The 25,930-nt window shown below is 50.8% G+C and carries 24 protein-coding genes; 10 read left to right on the top strand and 14 right to left on the bottom strand.

Annotated elements, in window-relative coordinates:
* Positions 1 to 250: 250 nt before the first annotated feature.
* On the bottom strand, positions 251 to 631 hold the full coding sequence (locus GW590_RS22270; protein WP_169405276.1) for a VOC family protein: 381 nt from the start codon (positions 629 to 631) through the stop codon (positions 251 to 253).
* A 98-nt stretch (positions 632 to 729) separates the two neighbouring features.
* Entirely contained in the window at positions 730 to 1,419 is a 690-nt protein-coding gene (locus GW590_RS22265; protein ID WP_169405275.1) for a helix-turn-helix transcriptional regulator, read from the bottom strand.
* Between the two features lie 353 nt (positions 1,420 to 1,772).
* Between GW590_RS22265 and GW590_RS22260 the strand changes: the two genes are divergently transcribed.
* Positions 1,773 to 2,474, top strand: a complete 702-nt coding sequence (locus GW590_RS22260; protein ID WP_169405274.1) for a PAS and helix-turn-helix domain-containing protein — start codon at positions 1,773 to 1,775, stop codon at positions 2,472 to 2,474.
* A 293-nt stretch (positions 2,475 to 2,767) separates the two neighbouring features.
* Here the strand turns inward: GW590_RS22260 and GW590_RS22255 are convergent, their stop codons facing one another.
* From GW590_RS22255 to gntK, 6 genes are all read right to left on the bottom strand, one after another.
* Positions 2,768 to 2,914: a DUF2474 domain-containing protein gene (locus tag GW590_RS22255; protein WP_211186879.1), complete on the bottom strand. Its 147-nt coding sequence runs from the start codon at positions 2,912 to 2,914 to the stop codon at positions 2,768 to 2,770.
* A gap of 35 nt (positions 2,915 to 2,949) precedes the next feature.
* Positions 2,950 to 3,957: a cytochrome d ubiquinol oxidase subunit II gene (gene cydB / locus GW590_RS22250; protein WP_169405272.1), complete on the bottom strand. Its 1,008-nt coding sequence runs from the start codon at positions 3,955 to 3,957 to the stop codon at positions 2,950 to 2,952.
* 1 nt (position 3,958) lies between these two features.
* Positions 3,959 to 5,383 (bottom strand): cytochrome ubiquinol oxidase subunit I, encoded by a 1,425-nt coding sequence (locus tag GW590_RS22245; protein WP_169405271.1) that lies wholly within the window; start codon positions 5,381 to 5,383, stop codon positions 3,959 to 3,961.
* Positions 5,384 to 5,746: 363 nt separating this feature from the next.
* Positions 5,747 to 7,561: a phosphogluconate dehydratase gene (gene edd, locus GW590_RS22240; protein ID WP_169405270.1), complete on the bottom strand. Its 1,815-nt coding sequence runs from the start codon at positions 7,559 to 7,561 to the stop codon at positions 5,747 to 5,749.
* An 18-nt stretch (positions 7,562 to 7,579) separates the two neighbouring features.
* Positions 7,580 to 8,917, bottom strand: a complete 1,338-nt coding sequence (gene gntU, locus GW590_RS22235; RefSeq protein ID WP_169405269.1) for a gluconate transporter — start codon at positions 8,915 to 8,917, stop codon at positions 7,580 to 7,582.
* Positions 8,914 to 9,453: a gluconokinase gene (gene gntK, locus GW590_RS22230; RefSeq protein WP_169405268.1), complete on the bottom strand. Its 540-nt coding sequence runs from the start codon at positions 9,451 to 9,453 to the stop codon at positions 8,914 to 8,916. The genes gntU and gntK overlap by 4 nt, the downstream gene beginning before the upstream one ends.
* A 686-nt stretch (positions 9,454 to 10,139) precedes the next feature.
* On the opposite strand from gntK, the gene GW590_RS22225 reads away from it, so the two are divergent.
* The 3 genes from GW590_RS22225 to GW590_RS22215 are packed head-to-tail and all read left to right on the top strand — an operon-like array spanning position 10,140 to position 11,552.
* Positions 10,140 to 10,856, top strand: a complete 717-nt coding sequence (locus GW590_RS22225; RefSeq protein ID WP_169405267.1) for a hypothetical protein — start codon at positions 10,140 to 10,142, stop codon at positions 10,854 to 10,856.
* Between the two features lie 3 nt (positions 10,857 to 10,859).
* Complete coding sequence (locus GW590_RS22220; protein ID WP_169405266.1) at positions 10,860 to 11,057, top strand: hypothetical protein; 198 nt, start codon at positions 10,860 to 10,862, stop codon at positions 11,055 to 11,057.
* Positions 11,058 to 11,072: 15 nt separating this feature from the next.
* The gene (locus tag GW590_RS22215) at positions 11,073 to 11,552 is read left to right on the top strand and encodes an Hcp family type VI secretion system effector (RefSeq protein ID WP_169405265.1); all 480 of its coding nucleotides are present in this window, start codon (positions 11,073 to 11,075) and stop codon (positions 11,550 to 11,552) included.
* A gap of 85 nt (positions 11,553 to 11,637) precedes the next feature.
* On the opposite strand, the gene GW590_RS22210 is transcribed toward GW590_RS22215, so the two are convergent.
* Positions 11,638 to 12,429, bottom strand: a complete 792-nt coding sequence (locus GW590_RS22210; RefSeq protein ID WP_169405264.1) for an alpha/beta fold hydrolase — start codon at positions 12,427 to 12,429, stop codon at positions 11,638 to 11,640.
* Between the two features lie 126 nt (positions 12,430 to 12,555).
* Here GW590_RS22210 and GW590_RS22205 point away from each other — a divergent pair, with 126 nt between their 5' ends.
* Positions 12,556 to 13,524, top strand: a complete 969-nt coding sequence (locus GW590_RS22205) for a LysR family transcriptional regulator (protein WP_169405263.1) — start codon at positions 12,556 to 12,558, stop codon at positions 13,522 to 13,524.
* On the opposite strand, the gene GW590_RS22200 is transcribed toward GW590_RS22205, so the two are convergent.
* Positions 13,501 to 14,229: a sulfite exporter TauE/SafE family protein gene (locus GW590_RS22200; protein ID WP_169405262.1), complete on the bottom strand. Its 729-nt coding sequence runs from the start codon at positions 14,227 to 14,229 to the stop codon at positions 13,501 to 13,503. The two genes, GW590_RS22205 and GW590_RS22200, sit on opposite strands and share 24 nt — an antisense overlap.
* Before the next feature lie 97 nt (positions 14,230 to 14,326).
* Here GW590_RS22200 and GW590_RS22195 point away from each other — a divergent pair, with 97 nt between their 5' ends.
* The 5 genes from GW590_RS22195 (at position 14,327) to GW590_RS22175 (ending at position 19,965) form a co-directional block, all read left to right on the top strand.
* On the top strand, positions 14,327 to 15,223 hold the full coding sequence (locus tag GW590_RS22195; protein ID WP_169405261.1) for a LysR substrate-binding domain-containing protein: 897 nt from the start codon (positions 14,327 to 14,329) through the stop codon (positions 15,221 to 15,223).
* Positions 15,224 to 15,738: 515 nt separating this feature from the next.
* Positions 15,739 to 16,356, top strand: coding sequence for a TorD/DmsD family molecular chaperone (locus GW590_RS22190; RefSeq protein ID WP_235956013.1), 618 nt, complete (start codon positions 15,739 to 15,741; stop codon positions 16,354 to 16,356).
* Complete coding sequence (locus GW590_RS22185) at positions 16,353 to 18,644, top strand: molybdopterin-dependent oxidoreductase (protein ID WP_169405260.1); 2,292 nt, start codon at positions 16,353 to 16,355, stop codon at positions 18,642 to 18,644. The genes GW590_RS22190 and GW590_RS22185 overlap by 4 nt, the downstream gene beginning before the upstream one ends.
* The gene (locus GW590_RS22180; protein ID WP_169405259.1) at positions 18,641 to 19,195 is read left to right on the top strand and encodes a 4Fe-4S dicluster domain-containing protein; all 555 of its coding nucleotides are present in this window, start codon (positions 18,641 to 18,643) and stop codon (positions 19,193 to 19,195) included. The genes GW590_RS22185 and GW590_RS22180 overlap by 4 nt, the downstream gene beginning before the upstream one ends.
* A 2-nt stretch (positions 19,196 to 19,197) precedes the next feature.
* Positions 19,198 to 19,965 carry a DmsC/YnfH family molybdoenzyme membrane anchor subunit gene (locus tag GW590_RS22175; protein WP_169405258.1) on the top strand — a complete coding sequence of 256 codons (768 nt, stop codon included), beginning with the start codon at positions 19,198 to 19,200 and terminating at the stop codon, positions 19,963 to 19,965.
* 79 nt (positions 19,966 to 20,044) lie between these two features.
* Here GW590_RS22175 and GW590_RS22170 read toward each other — a convergent pair whose 3' ends face one another.
* The 4 genes from GW590_RS22170 to malK form a co-directional block, all read right to left on the bottom strand.
* Positions 20,045 to 22,027: a tetratricopeptide repeat protein gene (locus GW590_RS22170; RefSeq protein ID WP_169405257.1), complete on the bottom strand. Its 1,983-nt coding sequence runs from the start codon at positions 22,025 to 22,027 to the stop codon at positions 20,045 to 20,047.
* 331 nt (positions 22,028 to 22,358) lie between these two features.
* Complete coding sequence (malM, locus tag GW590_RS22165) at positions 22,359 to 23,255, bottom strand: maltose operon protein MalM (RefSeq protein ID WP_169405256.1); 897 nt, start codon at positions 23,253 to 23,255, stop codon at positions 22,359 to 22,361.
* A 216-nt stretch (positions 23,256 to 23,471) separates the two neighbouring features.
* A complete protein-coding gene (locus GW590_RS22160; RefSeq protein ID WP_169405255.1) occupies positions 23,472 to 24,770 on the bottom strand; it encodes a maltoporin in 1,299 nt (432 codons plus the stop codon).
* A gap of 26 nt (positions 24,771 to 24,796) precedes the next feature.
* The gene (malK, locus tag GW590_RS22155; RefSeq protein WP_169405254.1) at positions 24,797 to 25,906 is read right to left on the bottom strand and encodes a maltose/maltodextrin ABC transporter ATP-binding protein MalK; all 1,110 of its coding nucleotides are present in this window, start codon (positions 25,904 to 25,906) and stop codon (positions 24,797 to 24,799) included.
* Positions 25,907 to 25,930: the final 24 nt, after the last annotated feature.

Here is a 25,930-nt window from a genome sequence, read left to right as displayed (position 1 = left end):
ACACTTCCCGGCGAGGATTTAACATGGTATTTACATGTTTATGATAATGATTTTTATCAGTTTTTAGCGTTAGACAGCCCGGGTATAGGCTTCACACACCCCTGTGAATGCTGTGTTTAATTGTGAATTTATCTCTCCGGTCACAGCTTTTCACGTGATGCCAGGCCATTAACCTTATCAGCCCGGCGTTGAGGGGGTAGCCATGAAATAACACCAGCAGGGATAAAACTGCTGGTGTTTTAGCGATAATTTACTGTTCGCCGGGAGTAAATACCCGCAGACGATGCCCATCCGGGTCTATGGCGACAAAGGTGTAACCAAAATCCAGTACTGTCGGGCTCTGGATAATCGCTAATCCAAGTTGGCACCAGCGACTATAAATTTCATCGACACTGGCACTATTGCTGACGGCAAAGGCCAATTCGCCGCCGCCGCCGAGAGGGTCATTTACTGCAGTTGAAGGCTCAACGGTATGCCTTGACCATAAGCCCAGCTTGACACCGGACGCCAGTACAAACATGGCAAAGGTTGCCGAGAGTTCAACAGGCGCTTTACCCAGTAGGTCATGGTAAAACTGCGCACTGCTCTCGGGGCTGTCAACGTATAGAATGATAAAATTGTGATCTGTCATTGGAATGCTCCGCATAGATTGATAAACAAACCGGTTAAGCTCCCCGGCGTATTCCATGCTAGCCGCACCTGCTGCCAATTTTTGTCAGTAGTCGCCACTTACTGCGGAGCAATACCTTCTCTTGCCCGCCACTCTTTTAACAGCACCTGGCGTCGGCGCGGATAACGCGTTGCCAGCATGGTCAAGGATAAGATGCGGTCGGTGCGAAAATGGCGAAACTCCTGACGTAATTCACACCAGGCCACCAAAACATCAACCTGATCGAAATATCCCAGGGCAAAGGGCCAGATACAGCGCTGTGAATCGCGGTCATTAAGATCGCGATAGTGAATATCCAATTTCCGCTCGGCCTTGATTGCCCGGCGAATATCCGGCAGCCAGGCCACTGCTGACGTGGTTTTACTGTCAGGACCCACAAGTAAGGCGGATGAATCCAGCGAATGACGCAGCGCCTCAGGCAAAACGGCGGCAATGCGGGTAAGTGCCGACGTGGCGGCCGCACTGAGCCGGCTATCACCGCGGGCCGCCACCCAGCGCGAACCCAATACCAGTGCCTCGATCTCTTCTTCAGAGAACATCAGCGGCGGCAGCATAAATCCCGGGCGTAAAACATAGCCGAGACCCGCTTCCCCTTCGATATTGGCACCTTGTTGTTGCAGTGTGGCGATATCGCGGTAAAGCGTACGTAGGCTGATATCGAGTTGCGCAGCTAATTGCGCCCCGGTGACAGGAAAGCGATAGCTACGCAGAAGCTGGAGCAAATTCAACAGGCGTTGAGTACGAGACATAGCGTATTTTTAGCGCGAAAAGGGGACGTTGTTGCCATCATATCAGATCAATTACCGACCGGGTGTGAAGTCAGCTAAAGACTTTCACCGCGATACCGCAATAAATTCAGCAGCGAAAAACCATTGCTTATTTAATAGGATTAAATCACCACAACGTAATAAATATATATAATAAATTGATGAGAAATAATTTTTCATATTAATATAAAATGTATTATTTTACCTTATTGATTTAATAACTTTTTTATAAAAATAAAACATAGAACAGCAGTCAATATAAATAAATTCAGGTTTTAATTAAAAACTACCCTATGGTATAGTTTTTTCACCCCCCCTATTTTAGAGATATTAATATGAGTGAGAGTGAATTAATTCTGCCTAAAATGCTAACCCGTACCCTTGATCAATTACCGGCCCCTTTTTTTATCCGAGATAAAAGCCTGCGTTTTATCTATGCCAATATGGCACTGGTAAAATTTGTTGGCTTACGTTCTGCCGATGCCATTATCGGCCGACTTGACGATGAAATTCCCGCCAGTCTGTTCGATAATCCGGAATCTGCCAAACATTGGCAGGAACAAGTAAAATATGTAGTCAATACCCAAAAACGCATATCCTTACTGGAGGTACACCCCGGTGCGGTTGATTCTCCCTATCTGTCAAAGAAGGTCCCTTTCTATAGCGAAGACAATCAATGTGTCGGCATGGTCGGTTCAATCAAGTATTTGGAAATATTTAGTTCTAATGATTATATTCGCGGACGACTGCCCGGTTCGCTTTTGCTTGAAAAACCTGACGAATTATTTACGGAAAAAGAGTGTGAAGTCATTTTTTTAAAGCTTCAGGGTATGACCAGCAAAAGTATTGGCGATATGTTGTGTAAATCATCACGTACTATAGAAAATGCTTTGCAGCGTATCTATTCAAAGTGTGGTGTAAGCCATATTGATGACTTCACTTATTTTTGTGAGCAACGAAACTTACACCGTTATCTGCCGCACAGATTTCTTGATCCTAAACGATATAAGTTTGAAAACGACAACCACTCGTGGTAACAGTCCGAGATAAGACTGCTATTTTATAATAAGCTCCGGCCATTATCAGGTAGGAGCTACTCCACAATTCAGGTACCTTTTACTCCCCGCAACATGCCCTACCCTGCCACTATTTGCCCATCAGTAATTATCGCCCCAACACCAGGTGCATTATTTACATACCGTGCAATATAGTGCGGAGCCGTGGTCAACAGGCAAAAATAACGCTGCAAACTTGCCCCCCCAGGGGCCTCCTGGGGGGGATCTATCTTTAAAGGCAGTAACAGCCTCCGCAACATCGAAGCAGTCACTGATTAATGGCTGCGCATCCCCGCCGCCATCATTAATAAACGAAATACCGAAGCCACCGCAAACAAAGCCAGTACGCTGCCAAACCAGATCATCGCCAGCCAACCCAGCCGTTTCCAGAAAGGCTGCTTGATCACCGTATTATCATCCATTTCTCTGATTAACTTTTTCATCGCTGCCTCCGTTATCAGTGATAGCCTTGCTCAGGAGTGACTTTTCCACGGAAAACGTAGTAGCTCCAGAAGGTATAAACCAGAATGACCGGAATAATAAACAGTGCACCAACCAGCATAAATCCCTGACTTTGCGGCGGTGACGAGGCTTGCCAGATTGAAATTGACGGTGGAATAATATTCGGCCAAATGCTGATACCCAGCCCGGTGTACCCCAGAAACACCAATGCCAACGTCAACAGAAAAGGAGCATGGTGAGACTGACGGTTTACCGCATGAAGCATCCACCAGGAGACGAGCAAAACCAGCAGCGGTACCGGCAGAAACCAAAACAGGTTTGGCCGGGTAAACCAGCGAGCCGCAATGTCGCCATGAGTCAGCGGCGTCCAGATACTGATCACTGCCAGGATCGCCAACAGGGTAAATAACAAGGGTTTGACGCTGTTGTGCATATTTTGCTGCAACGCCCCTTCGGTTTTCATAATCAGCCAAGTGCAGCCCAGCAGGGCATAGGCGACAATCAACCCAAAGCCGCAGAACAGATTAAAAGGGGTCAGCCAGTCCAGTGTGCCCCCTGAGTAGGCGCGATCAACCACCGGAATACCGCTAATTACCGCCCCCAACACGACTCCCTGACAAAAGGTTGCCAGCACTGAGCCGCAGATAAATGATTTATCCCAAATGTGCCGTTTCTCTGCACTGGCTTTAAAACGAAACTCAAATGCTACGCCGCGAAAAATAAGGCCAAACAGCATTAATGTCAGCGGGATGGTCAAAGCATCGAGGATCACCGAATACGCCAGCGGAAAAGCACCGAATAGCCCCGCTCCGCCGAGCACCAGCCAGGTTTCATTACCATCCCACACCGGCGCAACGGTATTCATCATCACATCGCGCTCATGCTCCTCCTTTACCAACGGAAACAACAAACCGATCCCGAGATCAAAACCGTCCATCACCACGTACATCATCACGCCAAAGACGATAATCAAAAACCAAATCAGCGGAAGATCAATACCCATTTCAGACTCCTTTACCTTCGTCGTTGAGCGGTTCCTGGATAGCCGACAGTGGACGTGCCGGTGTGCGCGGTTGCCCTGGTCCACCGTGTTCCTGACTCTTGCCCTCATGAGCCTGTGGCCCTTTACGGATCAGCTTCATCATGTAGAGATAACCCACGCCGAACACCGATGAATAGATGGCGATAAACAGCAACAGGCTGATACTCATCTGCATCGCGCCGTGGTTTGATACCGCATCTTTGGTGCGCAACAGGCCATAAACTACCCAGGGCTGACGACCAATTTCCGTGGTGAACCACCCCGCCAATAAGGCCAGCAAACCTGATGGACCCATCAGTAAGGTAAATCGCAGGAACATTTTGTTTTCATAAAGATTGCCGCGCCAGCGCAGATACAGGCTCCACAATCCCAGGAGAATCATCAACATACCCAAGCCGACCATAATGCGGAAGCTGTAGAAAATGATCGTGGAGTTCGGGCGGTCTTCTTTGGCAAAAGATTTCAGCGCCGGGATTTGCTGCGACAAACTGTGCGTCAGGATCAGGCTGCCCAGATAAGGAATTTCCAGGGCGTAACGCGTCTCCTCACGGTCCATATCCGGATAGCCAAACAGGATCAGCGGCGAAGGTTCGCTGTCTTTATTCTCCCAGTGGCCTTCAATGGCGGCAATTTTCGCTGGCTGATACTTCAGGGTATTAAGCCCATGGGCATCACCAAGCAACGCCTGAATGGGCGAGACGATCAGCGCCATCCATAAGGCCATTGACAGCATGGTGCGCATTGCCGGCGTATTGCGACCTTTCAACAAATGCCAGGCGGCAGAAGCGCCGACAAAAAATGCCGAAGAGAGAAAAGCGGCGGTGGTCATATGCAACAGGCGATAGGGGAATGACGGATTGAAAATCACCTGAAGCCAGTCGATGGGGATAACCTGATTATTGACGATGGCGTATCCCTGTGGCGTATGCATCCAGCTGTTAGATGCCAGGATCCAGAAAGTCGACATCAGCGTTCCCAGTGCCACCATGCAGGTAGCAAAATAATGCAGAGCGGGGCCGACGCGATCCCAGCCGAATAACATAACGCCAAGAAAACCCGCTTCGAGGAAGAAAGCGGTCAGCACTTCATAAGTCAGCAACGGACCGGTAATACTGCCGGCAAAGGAGGAGAAAACACTCCAGTTGGTGCCAAACTGATAGGCCATTACCAGCCCGGAGACCACGCCCATGCCAAAGTTGACGGCAAAGATCCTGGACCAGAAATGATACAGGTCGCGGTATTCTTCCTTTTTTGTTTTCAGCCACATGCCTTCCAGGACTGCCAGAAAACTGGCCAGCCCGATGGTAATGGCCGGAAAAATAATATGGAAGGAGACGGTGAAAGCGAACTGTATACGTGCAAGTTCGAAAGCATCCAGACCGAACATAAAACCTCTTTATTTTTACAGATGATGCCGTTAACCCAAGCTTAAATGCAGGCACTACAATTGGCTATTTTTCACCCAACAGGTTAAGTATAAGTGACGGGAATGGGGTTTTTTGGAAATAAAATCAGAAGGGAATTTAACCATACTGCCAATATCTATAACAGTAACAATAATATGAAAATAAACTATAACAGTTTATAGAAAGGGACTGTTGGCAAGGCAATAAAGGATGCCTCACCGGGTTAAATTTGGTGCGCAAGAAGGGACTGCTAAAAAAACGACCACAAGGATAACTCCCTGTGGTCGTTGGATAAAAACTTGCCTTATCTTATCGTTGGCAAAAACCACCAATCTTTACCGCGATTAGAATCGGATACAGCAGGCCCCTTGCTCGGCACCGGACAGTTGCGTACGCAAGGCACTAAACAGTTCTCGGCCGCAGCCAATATGTTCGGCACGCAGATCCGGTTGATAAGGCAGGCGGCGGGCCAGTTCACTTTCATCTACCAGCAGCTCTAGTTCGCCGGTACGACCATTGACGCGGATCATATCGCCGTTCTGCACTTTAGCCAGCATGCCGCCGGTATAAGCTTCAGGGGTAACATGAATGGCAGACGGCACTTTGCCGGAGGCTCCCGATAAACGGCCATCGGTGACCAGCGCCACTTTAAATCCACGATCCATCAACACACCAAGGGGTGGCATCAGCTTATGCAACTCAGGCATGCCATTGGCCTGCGGTCCCTGGAAACGCACCACTACCACACAGTCATGGTCCAGCTTGCCCGCTTCAAAGGCGGGCACAATGTCATGCTGACTTTCAAATACCACCGCCGGAGCTTCAATAATCTGATTTGCAGCCGGTACCGCAGAGGTTTTCATTACGGCACGTCCCAGATTACCGGACAGCACCTTGGTGCCACCATGGTGTTCAAACGGCTGAGCAATGCTGGCAATGACTTCATTATCCAGCGATTTATCCGCACCTTCACGCCAGGCCAGCTTGCCATTATCCAGCCATGGCTCTTTGGTATAGCGATCCAGCCCAAAACCGGCGACGGTATTGACGTCCTGATGTAGCAGGCCGTTTTTCAGCAGTTCTCGCACCACCAGCTGTACGCCGCCCGCGGCCTGGAATTGATTGATATCAGCCGGGCCATTAGGGTAGATACGACATAATAAAGGCACAGCATCCGACAACTCGGAGAAGTCATCCCAGTTGATAATAATGCCCGCCGCCGCCGCCATCGCTACCATATGCATAGTCAGATTGGTGGAGCCACCGGTAGCCAACAGGGCAACAATGCCGTTAACCAATGTTTTCTCATTCATCAACAGGCCAAGGGGCTGATAGTTGCCGGTGGTTTCGGTCAGACGAGTCACCTGACGTGCAGCCGCGTCGGTCAGCGCGTCACGCAACGCGGTTTCCGGATGAACAAAAGATGCCCCCGGCAGATGCAGGCCCATCACTTCCATCACCATCTGGTTGGTGTTGGCAGTGCCGTAGAAGGTGCAAGTGCCAATGCCGTGATAGGAAGCGGCCTCCGCCTCCAGCAATGCCTGACGGTCAACCTTGCCTTCGCTATACAGCTGGCGTACCCGCACTTTTTCTTTATTTGGCAGGCCGCTGCTCATTGGTCCGGCAGGTACAAATACCGCTGGCAGATGGCCGAAAGAGAGCGCCGCCATCACTAATCCCGGCACTATCTTGTCGCAAATGCCCAGGTACAGTGCGCCATCAAACATATTGTGCGACAAGCCAATGGCGGCAGACATGGCAATAATATCGCGGCTCATCAGCGATAATTCCATGCCATCCTGCCCCTGAGTCACCCCGTCGCACATCGCCGGTACACCACCGGCTACCTGCCCGACGGCACCGACGGCTTTCAGCGATTCTTTCAGGCGCTGCGGATAATGCTCGTAGGGCTGATGGGCAGAAAGCATATCGTTGTAGGCGGTGATAATCGCGATATCACTATGCACCATGTTTTTTAAGGCATTTTTATCATCAGGCTGACAGGCGGCAAAGCCATGCGCCAGATTACCGCAAGCCAGTTGGGCACGGTGTACCCGTTGCGAGCGTGCCGCCTCCATGCGCGCCAGATAGGCGGTACGGCTGGCTTTGGAACGATCGATGATGCGTTGTGTTACACGGGAGAGTGTCTCGTTAACCATAGCGTCCTCACAGTATTTTTAGAGCAAAGTAAAAGCAATCATGCCGATGATGCCACCGGTGGTGCCCAGAATGGTTTCCATCACGGTCCAGGTCTTTAAGGTTTGCAGCTCGCTGGCACCGGTAAATTTGCCAAATAACCAAAACCCGGCATCATTCACATGGCTCAAGACAATAGACCCGCCGGTAATACAGATCGCCAGCGCCGCAAGCTGCGCGCCGTTAAGCCCCATCTGATGGGTAACGGGCAGCACCAGACCCACGGTGGTCAGGCAGGCCACGGTGGCCGACCCCTGAATAACGCGAACAACCGCAGCGAGAGCAAAACAGGCGACGGCAATAGGCAAGCCGGTGCCGATCATCGCATCACCAATTGCCGGACCGACGCCAGAATCCACCAGCACCTGTTTAAATACGCCACCGGCACCGGTCATCAGCAGGATGATCCCGGCCGGTTGTACTGCGGCAGAACAGATAGCCAGCGTTTGTTCGTTGGTCATACCGCGCGGCTTTGCCAGACCGTAGATCACAATCAGACAGGCAATCAAAATGGCGGTAAAGGGATGGCCGATAAACTCCAGCCACTGCTGCAATGGCGTACCCGGAGTCACCAGACGCGCACCTATGGTTTTCATTCCCACCAACACCAGCGGACAAAGGATCAACGCCAGGCTCAGCCCAAAGGACGGCAGATTATTGGTATTCAGCACCGGTGCGTTTTCTTCTTCCGGCATCGGCCAGTTAACAAAGCGGCTGATAAAGTTACCGTACAGCGGACCCGCGACCAACATACCGACAATGGCGGCGACCAGGCCGATGGCAATCATCCAGCCAAAATCCGCGTTAAGCTGAGAAGCCAATAACATAGGGACCGGCCCAGGCAGCAGGAAACAGGCCGAGGCAGCGACACCGGCAAACAGCGGAATAGCCAGTCTGACGATATTGCCGTCAGTACGGCGGGCAACGGCAAAGACAATGCCAATCAGTAACACAATGGCCACATCAAAGAACAGCGGCAAGGCGCATACCAGTCCGGCAATGCCGAGGGCGTAATGGGCACGGCTTTTACCGAAACGATTCAGCAAGTGGGCGGCAATTTGGTCCAGCGCGCCGACTTCATGCAATATTTTGCCAAACATCGCCCCGAGCGCCACCACGATGGCCAGAAAACCCAGAGTGCTGCCCATGCCTTTTTGCATGGTATCGGCAATGGTCAGGATTGGCATGCCGGAGAATATCCCGGCAGCAATGGAAACCAGCATCAGGGCGACAAAGGCGTGCATACGCACCTTCATCACCAGGAACAGCAGTAATAAAACCGACCCGGCTGCGGTACCGACTAAAGTAATGGTATTCACGCACAACACTCCTGTGCCTGGAAACTCTGGATATGTTGCAGGGTTTCGGCGATCACCGCGTCCAGCGGTTGATTGATATTAATCGCAACCACATCGTGCTCTTCAACGCCGGGCTGTTCCAGCGCGGCGAACTGGGAAATCAGCATGGAGGATTTAAAAAAGTGACCTTTCCGCGACGCCATACGTGCTTCAATCACCGGAAAATCGCCATGCAGATAGATAAAGGAGAGATTGCTGTTCCCGGCGCGCAGACGATCGCGATAATGTTTCTTCAGCGCCGAGCAAATAATGATCGAGACATTATTGGTGCGTTGCATGGCAAATGCCGCGTCATTAAGGGCTGCCAACCATGGCGCGCGGTCTTCATCATTGAGCGCTTCACCTGCAGCCATTTTAAGAATGTTACTGCGCGGGTGTAAAAAGTCACCATCAAGGAAGCCGGCAGACAGTTTACTGGCCACGGCATTGGCAACGGCAGATTTCCCACTGCCGGAAACCCCCATGACGACGTAAATGCGATTTTGATTATTGGTCACGACTGAGCTCCAAGGCTGAATAGAAAGTGCTAGATCCCGGTTAACTGCAAAAAACGCCCGACTGGGCTTTTTCTCTGCAGACTACACTGTTACCTTTATCTTCATTGTTACCGGTAACATGTTATCGGTAACATTATCAGAGCAATTTTTCCCGCTGACAATCGGCTTCAGGAAGTGAAACGAATAACTGTGATCGTGTTCAAGTTTATTCATCGCCAAAGACACAATTTTCGTGCGGAGATTAACAGATACATAACAAAAGTGGCGGGAAATGCGAACTTTACGACTTTCGGTGAGAAGAGCACCTGCCTAGTCCGCTTAAGCAAACCGTCTATGCAATATCAGACGAACTGCGAGAAGTTATGGTTATTTTTATGATCACATCGAGGTTTTCGAGTTTGTGCACTTTTATTTATAATGTCCTTCGTTACTATTTTGTACATTGTAGCCAATATTACAATTAGTTACATAATTTCAAACTAAGGATGACGTTTGTTAGAATGTCGGTGTGACCGGACTTCAATTGGTAATCAGGTTCTGAATTTACCTGGGATAAAATCGAATTTGAACTTGCAGGGAGGAGAAAGCATATGAAGATGAGACTTTGAAAATGTATTAATAATGATTTTTTGTAAATTACTTAAATTTTCAGAGAATAAAGGAATGTTTTTCTAAAGGAATTAGTTATGTATCATAGTAATTCAATAATTACCTCTCTGCAGGCTGACAAAATTCTTGCAGTGAAACTTGAAGAAGCGCTGACAGGAGTTAAGGATAACGTTGTTGCCAATCTGAAACAAATGGGTGATGGCGTAACACGAGCATCATACTATGCATCTTGTTTCACTGAGAACTATCAGGATGTTTGTTCTAAACTAAAACATGAAGATGTCAGGTTTATAGCTGGAGTTATTCAATTAATTAAAGACAGAAATGTTATTTTTGAAATGATTCGCATATATATTGAAATACATTTCAAAAATAAAAATGAAGGAAGAGCACAACATGTTCTTCGTCAACTTGTCAGTTCAGGAGTGCACATATCATCAACTGGACTTACCAATCGATTATTAATTATTGCTATAGCCACAGCAATTTGTCAGAGCTATAGTTTTAACGCAATTATTAATGAGCGTATTAACCGAACCAAATCAATAGTTTTTAAAGGCAGCGTGACTTTAACGGCTGTTACTCTAAATTTATATGGTTTAGTCCAGGAAGCAGCAAACTGCGCAGACACCTTAAAAAAATTCAATGCATTTTACTATAGTGCATTATATGAACGAAATCTTGAAATGATGTATTTCCTTATTGAGCCAGTTATCACCAGAAGTCCTTATTTAAACCCCATGCTTATTTCAGATGATGAACTTGTTCATTTAATCATAAAGTTAATGAGGTGAATCATGAAGTTCTTTAAAGAGTGGATTAAAGAAGAGCTGATATTATTTTTATGGGGATGGGGTTTTTTATTATCCATCATTATTTTTAGTATGTTTGCAGTATCTTGGTTTCCTGATATTGCCATAAACTTAATAGGATTATTTATTCTTTCTGTTTTTTGTTTCCATATTTTTCTTTGGTATAAATGTAAAAAGAAATGAAGAGGATATTAATGTATGTCAAATCCGGCACATTTATGGTTAACAGATGAAAATGATTCACCTATTGTTGGTTCTTGCCTGATGCCTGCTCGTCTCGGTTCAATTGAGCTGCGTTCTGTTAATCATCATGTTTGCTTACCTGCAGATAACAATTCGGGGCGACTAACTGGAACAAGGATTCATACTCCGATCAAAATACAAAAAGAATTCGACAGAACGACACCTCTACTTTTTCGTACCCTTTGTGAAGGGCGTCTATTAAAAACTGCGATGTTGAAAATGTATAGGACTAACGACGCTGGAATTGAAGTTGAATATTTCAATATTTTGATGGAAAACATTAAGATTACCGCAATTACTCCAAACTTACATCCATCTGGAATGACCAGTACGCACTTGGAGGATATTGAATATCGCTATGAAACAATTACTTGGAAATATACAGAAGGTAATATAATTTACAGAGATACATGGAACGATCGCACAATAGCATAACGATTTCTGGTATTGCGCATTGAAGTTTTATGATTGTGATTACGTTCATAAACCCGCGGTAAAAACAGCGGGCTTATCGACGGTCTTAAGCCTGGGGAGTAAAGATCTGGCCACAAAACTGGTGGATAAGTTGACTTACCTCATCAGGTGCCTCCAGCATCGATAGATGACCGGTGCCCGGCAAAATTACCATCACTGCCTGCGGAACACGACTCAGCAGCTCTGCCCGCAGTAAGTCTGGCGTATCGACGCGATCCAATTCACCGGCAATCACCAGAACCGGTACCGCGATCTCGCTAACCGTAGCCGAGATATCTTCAAGGCTTGTCGCGCGTGGCCAGGCAGCTTTTGCGGCAGGTGCTCCCCCCAGGCTATCGGCAATGGCGAATTCTCGATCCTCACCCGACAACGTTCTGGCCGTAAGCATATGATCGAGCGTGGCTTCCACCGCTTGGCGACTATTATAGGCTGCAGCCATTATATCCCTGGCTGGTTGCGGCATAGCCATAGGCTGCGGTGGTGAGGGAGCAACAAGCACTAAGCCCATCAGCCCCTCGGGACGACGGGAGGCCATCAGTTGCGCGACCTTGCCACCCATCGAGTGACCCACAAGCAGATAACGACGAAGTCCCAGCGCCTGGATAACCCCTTCGGCATCTGCGGCAAGGTCGGCGAGTCCGTAGCCATCTGCGGGCGCATCGGACTGCCCCCAGCCGCGATGGTCGATGGCAAGGCAATGAAAATCCCGGGCAAGCTGTTTAGTAACATGCCGCCATGTGCGAGATGAGCCCCCCCAGTAATGCAGGAACACCAGAGCGCAGTCCCCACTCCCCTGCTGCTCAACATGAATAGATAGGTTATTGGTTGCGACTTTCATTTTCGGTCTCCAGTCCAAGGCAACCCGCCGGATCGCGGGCAGACTCACTATAGCGACCATCAAGATATGTGATAATCTCCTGATTATTATCGTTAACTGATAATGCAATTATCATATGGAGACGCAATGGACCGATTGACCAGCATGGCGGTATTTGTTGCCGCCGTCGAAGGTGGCAGCCTGGTTGGCGCAGCGCGGCGCTTTGGCCTCTCCCCCTCCATGGCCGGCAAACATGTTTCTGCACTGGAAGATCACTTGCAGGTACGACTGCTGCAACGCAGCACCCGATTACTGACCCTTACCGATATCGGCAGGTCATATTATCAGCGCTGCAAAGACATTATCGAGGCAGTGGAGCAAGCGGACAGTGAGGCACAAAACACCCAACAAAGGGTGCAAGGCCGTCTGTGTGTGGCCGCGCCCGCAACCTTTGGTGCCCTGTATCTGGGCAATGTGGTAGCTGGCTATATGGATAACTATCCCGAGGTCAGGGTAGAAACCGTGCTGAGCGATCACTATGCCGATCTACTGGCAGAAAGTATCGACGTTGCCATCCGCATCGGCACCCTGCAGGATTCGGATCTTATTGCACAACGACTTGCCGATTGCCAAATGTTGCTCTGCGCTGCGCCGTCCTTTCTGCAAAAGTTCGCCGTGCCCCCAACGTTGGATAACCTTCGCCAGGCTCCGAGGCTGGCCTTTAATAACGCCGTTTCAGCCGGCGACTGGACGCTGGTTGACCCGCAGGGCAATAGCCATATTATCGACGGACCTTTGCGACTGGCGGCAAACGATATGCAAATCCTGCTGGCGGCAGCCCTCGAGGGAGCAGGTATTGTTTACGGACCCGACTTTGTTTTCGCCCGGGCGATCGCCGAAGGCAAGCTTCAGGTTTTGCTGACAGATCATCAGACCACGCGACTGGCCATTTATGCCGTCTACCCATCAAGACGCCATATTTCGTTGAAATTACGCTCTTTTGTCGAGCACTTAAAACAGAGTTTTGGCGACACGGCTCCCTGGGATCGGGCATTAATGAAAGCCAGGCAGGATGTGACCACTGCCAGAGACTTATCCGCACCAGGCGCTGTATAGCAGTGCCGCCCCGGAAATAAACAGCAGCAGGTCAATCACTATGTCGAAGGTCCTGGCAGGAAATTTCAACAGCAGCGACTTGCTGCCGACAGTGCCCAGCATAATACCTGCGCCGACTAACAGACCTTGCAGCGCGGTTTGCCAGGACAGTGCATCCTGCGCGACAAAGGTGCCCACCTTGCTGCTATAGAGTAACAGTGCGCTGGCGGCTTCGGTTGCCAGAAATGCACCGCCGCGTAAACCATAGGCGGTGAAAACGGGCACACTCATCGGACCGGTGGAAAGCACCAATCCGGTCAGAAAACCGATGCCAGCGCCGCACAGGCTCAGTTGCACCAGCGACAGCCGCCGTTGCGTTTGGTGTAAATATCGCCTTAGCGGCAGCATGCCCCAGAAAAACAGCCCCAGCGCACAGTCGATGATCCAGGCAGGCAGCGCAAGCAGCGTATGTGCACCAAGCGAAGCCGCTGGCATACCAAATAGTGCATAAACAACTGCGGCACGCCAATCGATCTGCCGCCACCAGACCACCATCCGTGACAGGTTGCCAATAATGGCGGCTATCGCCATAACGGGCATCGCCGCTCGGGGGCCAAAGGCGTGGACTAACATTGGCAGCAGTAATAAAGATGACCCGGTACCGATCATGCCACTCAGAGTCCCCGCCGCCAGAGCGAGTAAAAACACGTATAGATAGATTTCCACGGCATTCCGCTTTTGCTGGTAAAGCCGCTACCTTAATCAGTGCCTTTGTTTCATACTATCGATAAATAATCCCCATAACTGATACTAAAAGTCACAGATGAACAAGCGACATCTACCGCCTCTTAATGCTCTGCGTATCTTCGAAACTGCCGCCCGCGCCAGTAGTCTGAGTGCGGCTGCCGGGGAACTGGGGATCACCCATGGCGCCGTCAGCCGCCAAATCAAAATGCTCGAAGAGTGGCTGGGCCAGCCGTTGTTTACGCGTCAAGGGCAGCGCAATATCGCCACGGAACATGCGCGGGCCTTCGCCGCCGAGATCAGCGCCGCTTTCGATCTGATGGGCGATGCAGCCGTGCGCTTCGGCAGAACCCCGAGTACCCGCGTCATCAAGGTCAATACCCAAACCACCTTCGCCATGCGCTGGCTGATCCCGCGGTTACCGGCATTCCATGCCCTGTATCCCGATATCGAAGTCTCGGTGGCAACGTCGAACAGCACTGAAACAAAAAGCCTGCCCGCTTTCGATGTATTGATCCGCCGAGATCCTCTTGAGCGTCCAGAATGGCGTCATTTCGCCAAGCGGCCATTATTTGAAGAGAAACTGACCCTGATAGCTTCGCCCGCGCTGCTGAGCCGACAACCTGTGGTGGACCTGAAGGACCTGGCGAGCCAGGTGTTTGTTTCTGCGCACACACGAGTGGGAGAATGGGAACGCTGGCTGCAAGCCGCCGGGATAGCAGATCTGCGCCCACAGCGCTTTCAGCGCTTTGACCACTATCATGTGGCCCTGCAGGCGATAGTCGATGGCCTGGGCGTGGGAATTGGCGGGCTGCCAACACTGGCAAACGACCTCAAGGCAGGCAGACTGGTTGCTCCTTGCGCCATTACCCTCAAAGGCAGCAAGTATGCAGCCTGGATCCCTCCTGATGTCGACAAGTCGCAGGCACTTAATCACTTCCTTGACTGGCTTGAGCTGCAAGCGGCGGTGGAGTGATCTTGGGGTTCCCTGCCGTGATTGCCGATCGCGGTGTAACAAAGTGAACATGTTAAATTTTTTAATTTATCAACGCGGGTTAATAACCGGAAATATAGGGATACCAGACGTAAATCTACTCTTTTTAAACCATTAAAACCCATCAGCATTACCCATCCCCTGATTATACAGGGCTGCAGCACCCTTGCTGTTTGGCGCTAATGCCCCGTCTGGTGTACTGCGATTAACAGAGGACGATATTATCAACGCTTTACTATTTAATGGCAGCACCTCGTTATATATATATTTATATTGCGAAAAAACCAACCGAAAAATAAATTCTCTTTGGCATAACAACACATAAAAATAACTAATATATTATTGCATAGCTCATCCGTTATTAATCCTGGGGCCCAGACTGCTGTGAATTGAGATTTGAAATATGTAATTTGCGTGTTTGTTCAAAGAAATAAAAACCATTTAAAGAGTAAGGTTATTATTGAATGCAAACCTGCATTTATATAAGTGCCTAACTTATGAAAAAAATACTCAATATATCGGCCAGCACAGGGGAATTATCCGCCTTACCCAGTCTGTTTTCATGCTCTGACTGGCACGGTGTCGGGTTGTTACTCCGTGACTTCTACATGTTTCCCCAGGCGGACACACTGCCGCAACTAATTAATAAAATTGAAAAATACTGTCGTGCACAGGTCACTTTCCCGCTACTGAATCTCAATGACGATTGGCGGGATGCAGAATACGATTTCAATCGCCTGTTTGTCGGACCACAGGCCTTGCTTGCCCCGCCTTATGCCTCAGCCTATCTGGAAACGGAACCCCAATTAATGGGCAACAGCACGCAAGAAATACGCGGACTTCTGCATGCGCTTGGTTTATCGGTGCGCGATGAAAATCAGATACCTGATGATCATATTTCTTATGAGATTGAACTCTGCCTGGTACTGATCAAGCAGGCTCCACAACAGCCTATATATCAAGAAGCGCTGGCCTGGTTGGTCAGCGATCATATGGGCCATTGGCTGCCTAAATTTATCGCCAACAGCGAGAACCAGGCACAAACCCCTCTGTTATTGGCAATCACCAGGGTGTTGTCACTTTGGTTTAATGATTTGCAACGGAGAATATCATGACAATTGATGAAGTTGAATTTCCCGGCAGGCGGTTATTTATAAAAAGAATAGTTGCCGCGGGTGCAGTTTTAGCGTTACCAGGCGGTTTTCTGCTCCCCCGGGAGGCGATGGCGCAACCCCCTATTCCCTATAACCCGAAAAATTACACGATTTACCGCAATGCCTGTCCACGCAACTGTTTTGACACCTGTAGCCTGAAAACCTACGTCAAGGATGGAATAGTGTCCTACGTTGAGGGAGCCAAGGAGTCCACCTTTACCCATGGCATGCCTTGCGTGAAGGGGCTTACCTATCCGCGGCGTGCTTATAGCCCCGACAGGATCAAATATCCGATGATCCAGGACGGACGTGGCACAGGGAAATGGCGGCGCATCTCCTGGGATGAGGCGATGGAAAAAATCGCCAGCAAGATGTTGGAAATCAAGAAAAAAGATGGCTCGCTGCTGGGGCTGGCATTGACGAAATACTCCGGTAACCTCGGCATTATGAATTACGGTGTTGAAGGGATGATGAGTTCGCTCGGCTACACCACGCGGTTTGTCGGCACACCCTGCTGGCCAGCCGGTATCGACGCCCAGAGCTACGATATGGGCGATATGTGGTGCAATGATCCCGAGGATTTGGTCAAGGCAAAATATATCATCATCTGGGGCGCTAACCCGGCCTGGTGTTCCATTCACACCATGAAATACATCTATAAGGCGCGCGAGCAAGGTGCCAAAGTTGTCGTTATCGATCCCCTGCTTACCCAAACCGCAGTCAAGGCCGATCTCTATCTGCGGGTGCGTCCCGCATCGGATGGCGCACTGGCGCTGGGCATGGCGCGCCACCTGCTGGACAAGGGGCTAGTGGATCAGACATTCGTTAATCAATACGCCTATGGCTTCCCCGAATTTGCCCAATATTTACGCGACAATATCACCGTGGAATGGGCGGCGGAACAATGTGGTCTGCCCACCGATATCATCCGCCAATTGACCGAAGAGTTCGCTGCCGCCAAACCGGCCACGATCTGGATCGGTTACGGCATGCAGCGACATATCAATGGCGGGACCAATGTCCGCGCCATTGACGCCTTCGTCGCCATGACCGGCAATATCGGGCTGGAAGGCGGCGGTGCCCGTTACGGACATCTGCAAACCTGGGGATTTAATTATTACGCCATGACGCAGAAAGCCCCGGACGGCTCAGTAGGATTTGTCGGGCCACAGGGCCCCAAAGGCGAATTCGACTTCGCGGCCAAAACTGCCGTGCAGTACAGCGACCGCAGCCTGAATATCAACAAAACCGCCCAGGGAATACTCGACGCCAAGGATCCGCCAATCCGTATGCTATGGGTCTCATGCAAGAATCCCTTCTCGCAGGACTTTGATCGCAACAAAATGCAGCGCGCTTTTGAAAAGCTGGAAATGGTGGTCTGCGTCGATCAGTTTTTCAATCAGACCGTTGAACAGGCGGATATTGTTTTGCCGGTCACGACCCTGCTGGAAGAGTGGAATATCTCGGTTTCCTACTGGCACTACTGGCTTTCCATTAATCAGCCAGCCATCAAGCCGATGTATGAGAGCAAAACGGACCTCGAAATAGCGGCAGCGCTGTCCCGGGCCATGAACAGACTAGCGCCGGGTTCCTGCACTTTTCCTCAGCAGGTCGACAGCCGGGAATGGGTAGGAAAAGAATTTAACGACAGTATTTACAAAATGTTTGGGATCTCCTCCTGGGAGGAGTTACTAAACGGACCGGTCAAAGCCAAACTCGACAATAGTGCCGCCTGGCATGATCGCAAATTTAAAACTAAATCCGGAAAATACGAATTCAAATCAGATCTTTGCCAGCAACATGGCTTTACGGCATTGCCCGAATTCAAAGCGGGAAGGGAAAAGACATTACCTTTCCATTTATTTACTCCCCATACCCTGTTTGGTATCCATTCGCAATTTATCAACCTGGACTGGACACAGGTGTTTTACCCGGAACCCTTTGTCTATCTCCACCCCGATGCCGCCCGCAAGAAAGGTATCGCCGAAAATGATTGGGTCAGGGTGTTCAACCCGCTGGGCGAAGTGGTGGTCAGAGCGCAGTTGACCAGGAATGTACCGACAGATTTTCTGGTGATCTACGAGGCATGGTTCCCTAAAAACACCTTCAATGTACAGAACGTGGTGGATGACACCTCATCCGATATGGGGCAAATGAAAACCGGGGCGCCGGGCTCGGCGATCCATAGCCAGTTCGTCGATATCGAAATTACCCACGCTCCGGTTAGCAAGGGAGGGATTACCGTATGAGACGCGCATTTTTAGTCGACAGTAACAAGTGTATTGGCTGTCGAGGTTGTGCCATGGCGTGCAAGAGCTTCAACCAGCTCGAACCGGAGCTGTTCTGGCGCTATGTCTATCCTCTTGATGCCACAATTTATCCGCATGAGGAACGGGCATTTTACTCGCTGGCCTGTAATCATTGCGAACATCCGGCCTGTCTCGCCGCCTGCCCGGTAGAGGCCTATAGCAAAAGAGCCGATGGCGTGGTGGTACATGACCCGGAACGCTGCATTGGTTGCAAGAACTGTATCCGCTGCTGCCCTTATGGCGCACCGCGTTATAACCAGGAGACCCGCAAAGCAGAAAAATGCAGCCTGTGTTACGAACGTCTGGATGTTGGTCTGTTGCCGGCGTGCGTCGAGGCCTGTCCGGTCGGCGCGCTCAGCCTTATTGACCTCGACAGCAACGAGCTTCCCGCCAATGCCGTGCAATACCCACCGGGATACCCCAAGATGCCCGAACTGAATCCCGGCACCCGATTTATCATGCCACATCTGCCACAGCAGATAGGAGACTGATTATGGAAGAGTATCAACTCCCGTTGGTGATCTTCACCTCGTTAAGCCAGACGGCAGCGGGTATGGCGATATTTCTCGCCTGGCGGCGTTGGGCCACCGGAAACCGGCCCCAGCGTAAAGGCTGGCTGGTCATCGGTATTATCTTGTTTATTTCGCTGATCGGCGCTGCTTTTCACCTTTCCTATCCCTTCCAGGGTTACTACGCATTAATCAATATCAAACAGGCCTGGCTAAGTCGCGAGATCGTCGCAGTCGGCGCCTTCGCCGTGGCGATTGCTGCGGCATTTCTCAGTAACGGCCATAAACTGGCGGTACTGGCTGCCGCGCTGTTTGCCATGGTACTGGTTATCGTGCAGGGCATGACTTATGCCGCACCGGCGATAACCGCCATCGCCAACGGTCTACCGATGGTGTACTACTTCCTGACGGTGTGGGTGATGGGCGCAGCCTGTATCCCACTGCTGGACGAGGTGCCGTCGTCGTCCCTGTTACGGCAAGGGATCCTGCTGTTTGTTTTATCGCTGATTATCGCCCCGCTAATCTGGAGCAGCGGCGGCACTATTATGCAAATGACGGCAGGAAAATGGAGCAGTTCGCTCTTTTTCTGGGGCAGTATTCTGTGCTTTATTCTGACTTATTTTCTTTCGCTGCCTGGCAAAAACCGGGTGCCAATGGCGGCTGCGGCTGCGCTGGCGGCGGTGCTGCTAAGCCGCCTGGCCTTTTTTGGCGATACCATCAGCACCATAGTCAATATCGGTCATCCTTATTAACGCACTTCCCGTCGGCCTGGTGCCGACGGATTTTCAGGGCAGGCGCGTATGTTACTGGCGGTTGCCCTGCGTTCTATAGTTACTTTGCGGATACGCGATCCAGCCATTGCAAGTAACCCTGGTCGGAACCTTCAGGCAAATTCCGGCGATGGGCCAGAAACTCTTCCTGCATGTCGAATATTTTCCATACCAGCGGTGCCAACTTGGCAGCCGGGCTATTCATTTCTTCGGCATCGTGCAGCAACTTCAGACAGCGTTGCCTATATTCAGCCAGTGCCGTCGACCGATAATCAGAAGCTTTACTCAACCCAGAGATAGCCATCAGCTTTGGTACATGTGCCGACGGCCAATGCGACAACATGTTAAACGGCCAATCAAGCATCGCCCTCTCGCCCCACAATGTGGAGTGAGGCGCATGTTTATCTGCCACCAGCGTCAGCGTAAAATTCTGCGCCAGTGCGCTCAGATAAATTGGCATTACCTCAACAGCAGGACACTGGTAGAACGGATCCAGCGGCTGCTGACGTTTGAGGCCAATGTGAGCAAGCAAACGTTGTTCAAGATCCAATACCAGAGCACCAAGCTCGGCATAAATTGCCTGACCACTTTCGCAAGCTTGCTTCACTCGCCGGGTGCAATCCCAGAGAATTAAGGATATTTGCCACTGACCCTGTTCATTTTCACCAATACAGCCTATTTCCCCCGTCACAAAATACTTCATCGTCGGTGGCACAAGGTCGAAAAGAATATTTTCGTCGATCTGACTTGCGAACAGCGCAGGTCCCGCCCCCTCCACGATGTGGAAATAGTTTTGGGTCGAGTAGTTGCTCCAATAGTGAGTGGCTTCGGCCAGATAGAGTGGAATAGCACGAGTTAATCGTCCAACATCATCTTCGCGCTGAGATTCGGAGGCAGATGTGTCGTTGCTAATTTTTGACAGCGCGAAGAAGCCTACTTTTGGTGCATCCTCATGCTTTTGTTTGAACAGCCAGTCGGCCTGGCATAAGCCATAGTGCCAAATTGGCTGCGTGAAAGATAAGATTTGAATATTCAGATTTTGGACATCAATTGGCGTACTTTGCGCCGTTTGCTTGTGTATCTCATGAAAGGCCTGGGCAAACTCGTCAAGATACTGTTTATAGGGCACTAAACCCAGTGGATACATGCGGGCAAGCAGCTTTTCACCTTCTTCGGCATTACCAAGCTGCTGGTAGGCTTGCAGTAAGTTCATGCCGACCCTGGGATCATGTTTATGCTCGTCATAGACCGGAGCGAAAAATTCGACAATCAGCGGGATCTCATCATTATTGCCGAGGTCTCTGGATATCATCACCATTGCGCGATCATCGCACAGGCCACTGGCCATCACTTCGGCGTATAAGTCGCGCGCAACCGCCACTTGGTTGTTTTCCAGATAATGACGGGCCAGCCAGCATTTCGCTCGCCAACTGCCAGGCAGAGCCGCTACCGTGCGCAAGGCCTTCAGATAGGCCGCCTCCCCACCCCGTTCCCGCTGCGTGGTTGCCCACCACATAAAACCATTTTCCAGATTGGGTTCAGCCTGTATCGCTCGCCAAAGCGTCTCATCTGCGCGAGTGTCGTCGCCCAACTCGGCAAATACTTTGGCCAAATTGTTGAGCAAGGCTCCCGTCTCACCGACTTTGGCTATGCCTGCACGCAGGGTATTTTCTGCGGCAGCGAACTGGCTGTTATTCATCAGCACAATGCCCTGAATAACGTGGCAACGTTCGGGATTAGGATCAATCTCTACCAGACGTTCGGCGGCCGGTAGCAAATCGCTGGCAAAACCATCGTTCAAGCCGGTCAAGATCGCATCGTAAAGTTCGGCGGGGTTGTCCCATTTTTGCTGCAGCGAGGGCAGGAATATTTTTTCTCGCCACTCACTGCGGGTGATATGGAATTCTTTCCCGTTGACATCATAGGCAACAATCATCTCTTCTTTTGCTGCCGGAGAAGATGAAGCAGAGTTTGGCGCAGAATCGGCATTGGCAGGCGCTTTATTTTTTTTGCCGCACAGGGCTGAGAGCAAACGTTTCAACATAATTTAAGTCGTGACCATCGGTTGTTGGTGATACAGGTTTTCTCACGGCCAAAACTTACTCTGCCGTAAATAAATCGATACTTATCCGGCGGGATTTTCTAGCCAATACATTGAAAGGGTCGATGATTAAATCCAGGGCAGGCAAAATGTACCAGGCGCTAAATTGCCATAAAAATAAGAGCTACTCTTTGAATAGCATCACGTTAATGGGCATGATGAGCTGCACAAAATCTGAATTTACTGTTTGATGGCTTGCCTGTTGGCAACCGAGAGTTGGAGTATGAGATACGTTGCGTTAACGGGGCAGAACGCGCCTGCCCCTGGCTTGCGATCAGTGCTTCACGCTGTCGATAAAGGTGCTACGGGCAGTTTTCGATCCCAGACGCTCGGCTTCATTTAACAGTTTCAATGCCTTGTCTACGTTACCGGCTTTAACCGCCTTTTTAATGGCGTCGTTGAAGTAGGTTTCAGAGTCATCGAGCATCGGTTCGCCGGGTTTCGCGCTGGCCGGTACAGCCGTCGCCGGCGTTGTGCTGCCAACCACTACCGGCGCTGCCGCCGCAGAGGTAGAAGACGAGAAGATTTGGCCAATCATCACATTACCGCTCTTCTGTTCAGCAATCACTTTCAGGCTTAATCTACCGGTTGGCGTATGGCGTGCTATCGGGTCCGGGATATCCGGTATGGCATTACCCACGCCTGCGGCAAAGGCTTTTGCCGGGTTAACCATCTGCGTGGTCTCAGCGAGATCCTGACGCGTGGTGTAGATCAGCAGGAAAATTTGTCTCTGCCCCAAGGCTGGCGTCAGCTTCAGGGTGCCCTCAAGACGGTCGCTGGAAACGATGCCCGGCTGCTGATACGGGAAGTAGCTGGAGGGATAAAACGCGGCCGGACGCATCTGTTCATCCAGCACTAATACATTCGGGGCATACACCGTTTTACCGGTGGCAATACTGCTAACGGTGATCTCAAGGGATCCTCGGTCCGCAGGCAGTGCATATGCCGCCACAGCCCCTTGAATATCGCCCTGATTAAGGGTTGCGCTGGCTGTGCCAAGCGTCACATCCTGCGTCACGGGTGTCACCAGCGGCGTCCATGAAAGACGGTGCAACGCCTGGCTTGAGATCGCCGGTGCGGTATTCACATCATTTTGTGCGGCATACACCACCGCAGGCACGGCTCCCAACAGACTCAGCGACAGGCACAGTGACAGCAGATTTTTTCTCATTATTGTTTCCTTTTGATCGCCATAAAGGCTGGCGGCTATCCAGGGATATACCGCCAGCCAGCACTTCTTAGCTCATGTGAAACGGGGCTTTTCCCAAGCTTTTTCGTGTTGCCGCAAGGCGGCAAGCGACCAAGTCCCCGAGAGCGCAGTTCACCAGGTGACAGGGGCAAGGCCGCGCGGCCTTCGCATCAGCAGCGCGAAACAGCAAGGAAAAAGTTACCACCAGATTTCCATTTGTGCGCCGAAGGTCACTTCGCTGTCTTTACCACGGCTGAAAGTATGGGCACTGGTATCGCTCATGGCTAAACCATTGCTGGCGCCGGTGTCGGTATCATATCCCCATTTCTCATCCCAGTTGGCGTAGGTCGCAAACACACGGAATGCGGGACGTGACAAGATACTGTTACCGGCCTGCCACTGCTGGGCCAGCGTTACTTTGTACTGACCATTTTTATCTCCGGTGCGCTGAGATTTCACGTTGTCGTAACCGACTTCCAGCAGGGTACTCATAATTGGCGTCCATTTGTACATTGGACGCACACCCATAGTGTACCAAGTGGTGCCGTTGTTGTTATCACGGTCAACGTCTTGATACATCGCCACATACATCAGGCTCCAGGTGTCGTTGAAATCAATCGCACCGTGGTCAAGCACGCGGATCATGCTGCCGTTGTTGTTGATCGATGAACCGTTAGAGTGGCCATTGGCAGCACCCTGACCCGGATCGGTCATAGCGTCGGCGGCATACTGCACCACAAACTTGTTGAAGCCGTTGTAAATGCTTTGCGTGTGTTCCGCTGTCAGCATGAAGCCGTCTTTGGTGGCATCATCTGCCAGTGTGTAGCCATTACGGGCGTTGGCACGACCGTAATCTACCCCCAGCTCCAGCTTGCCGCCCGGGTTAGTGTTCAAACCTGCCAGACGCACGTCAAACACATCATTTGAGGTAGCGACTTCTTTACGCTGGTTAGCGATATAGCCAAACGACCCACCGCTTTCGGTATTACGGGTGGCGGCCAGAGACAGCTTACCAAAGCCAAGATCGATATCTTGCAGACCGGCACCAGGACCTGAAATATCCCAGTAGTAGAAGTCGATCATATGAACGTCGTGACGTTGATAGTAACGCTTACCGGCCCACATGGTGGATCCCGGCAGCCATTCGATCAGGTTTTTCCCTTTCACGTTTGCTTCACGGAAAGCCGGATCCGTTGACTCCCAGTCATTCTGCTGTGAAACGGAATAGGCCACGTTAGTGTCGAAGTAGAAGCTCTTGTCTCCTTCTTTCCACACTTCCTGACCCAATTTCAACTCGGCGTAGGTCTCACATTCGTTACCCAGACGGTATTTACTGTCAGCACCAGTCGCTTTGAAACATTGCTGTTCACCGCCGCTGCCCGTCCAGCCAATGCCCGAACGCGCATAACCGGTAAAATCAACCGCCATCGCTTGTGTAGAAAGGATACCAGCAGCCACTGCCAGCGAAAGGGAAGCAATACGCATTGTTCTCATCATTTTCTCCTGTAGGGGATCGCGTGCTTTCAAACGCCGAGTTCCGGGTGTAACCGGCGACATGCTGTTCCATCCTCACGGAACAGATGACAGCGGTGTGGCGGCAAACCGATGGCGAATGTTGCACCTTCTTCTACCAGCATCACGTCATTCTGGCGGTATACCAGGTTCTGACGTATGGCCGGAATTTGGATGTGAATCTGTGTTTCGTTACCCAGTTGCTCCACCACCTGCACCTCACCGGAGAGGGTGACTTCGGCCACGTCGCATGGCAGCAGATGTTCCGGACGGATCCCCAGCGACAGATTGCTACCGACGATGACGTCGGTGCCTTCCACCGGAAGCCAGACCTGTTGGCGATTGGGTAATTCAATCTGTACTCGTGCGGGTTCGGCACCGGTGACTTTGACCGGCAAGAAATTCATCTTTGGTGAGCCGATAAATCCGGCGACAAAGCGGTTGGCAGGGTAGTGATACAGCTCCAGCGGCTTGCCGATCTGCGCGATATGCCCGGCGTCGAGCACCACAATTTTGTCGGCCAGCGTCATCGCTTCAACCTGATCGTGCGTCACATAAATCATGGTGCGCTTCAGACGCTTATGCAGGCGGGAGATCTCAATACGCATCTGAACGCGCAGGGCGGCATCAAGGTTCGAAAGGGGTTCATCCAGCAGGAAAACCGTCGGTTCAGCCACCAGGGTACGGCCAATCGCCACGCGCTGACGCTGTCCACCTGACAGGGCTTTTGGGCGACGATCCAGTAAATGGGCCAGTTGGAGAACCTCGGCAACCTGGTTCACCCGCTGATTGATCTCTGCTTTTTTCGCCCCGGCCAGCTTCAGCCCGAACGACATATTCTCCGCCACCGACAGGTGGGGATAGAGCGCATAAGACTGAAACACCATGCCAATACCACGCTCGGCGGGTGGCACTTCATTCATACGCTTATCGCCAATCTTCAACTCACCGGAGGTGATATCTTCAAGACCGGCAATCATCCGCAGAAGGGTTGATTTACCGCAGCCGGAAGGCCCGACAAACACGACGAATTCGCCTTCTTCGATCTCCAGATTGATATTGCTGGAAATCACGGTGCTACCAAAGGCTTTGTAGACGCTGTTAAGGGAAACGCTCGCCATCCTGAACTCCTGTACTTGCTGCCA

It is taken from the genome of Rouxiella aceris, assembly GCF_012933545.1.
Taxonomy (GTDB): domain Bacteria; phylum Pseudomonadota; class Gammaproteobacteria; order Enterobacterales; family Enterobacteriaceae; genus Rouxiella; species Rouxiella aceris.
This window is presented reverse-complemented; position numbering and strand designations above follow the sequence as displayed.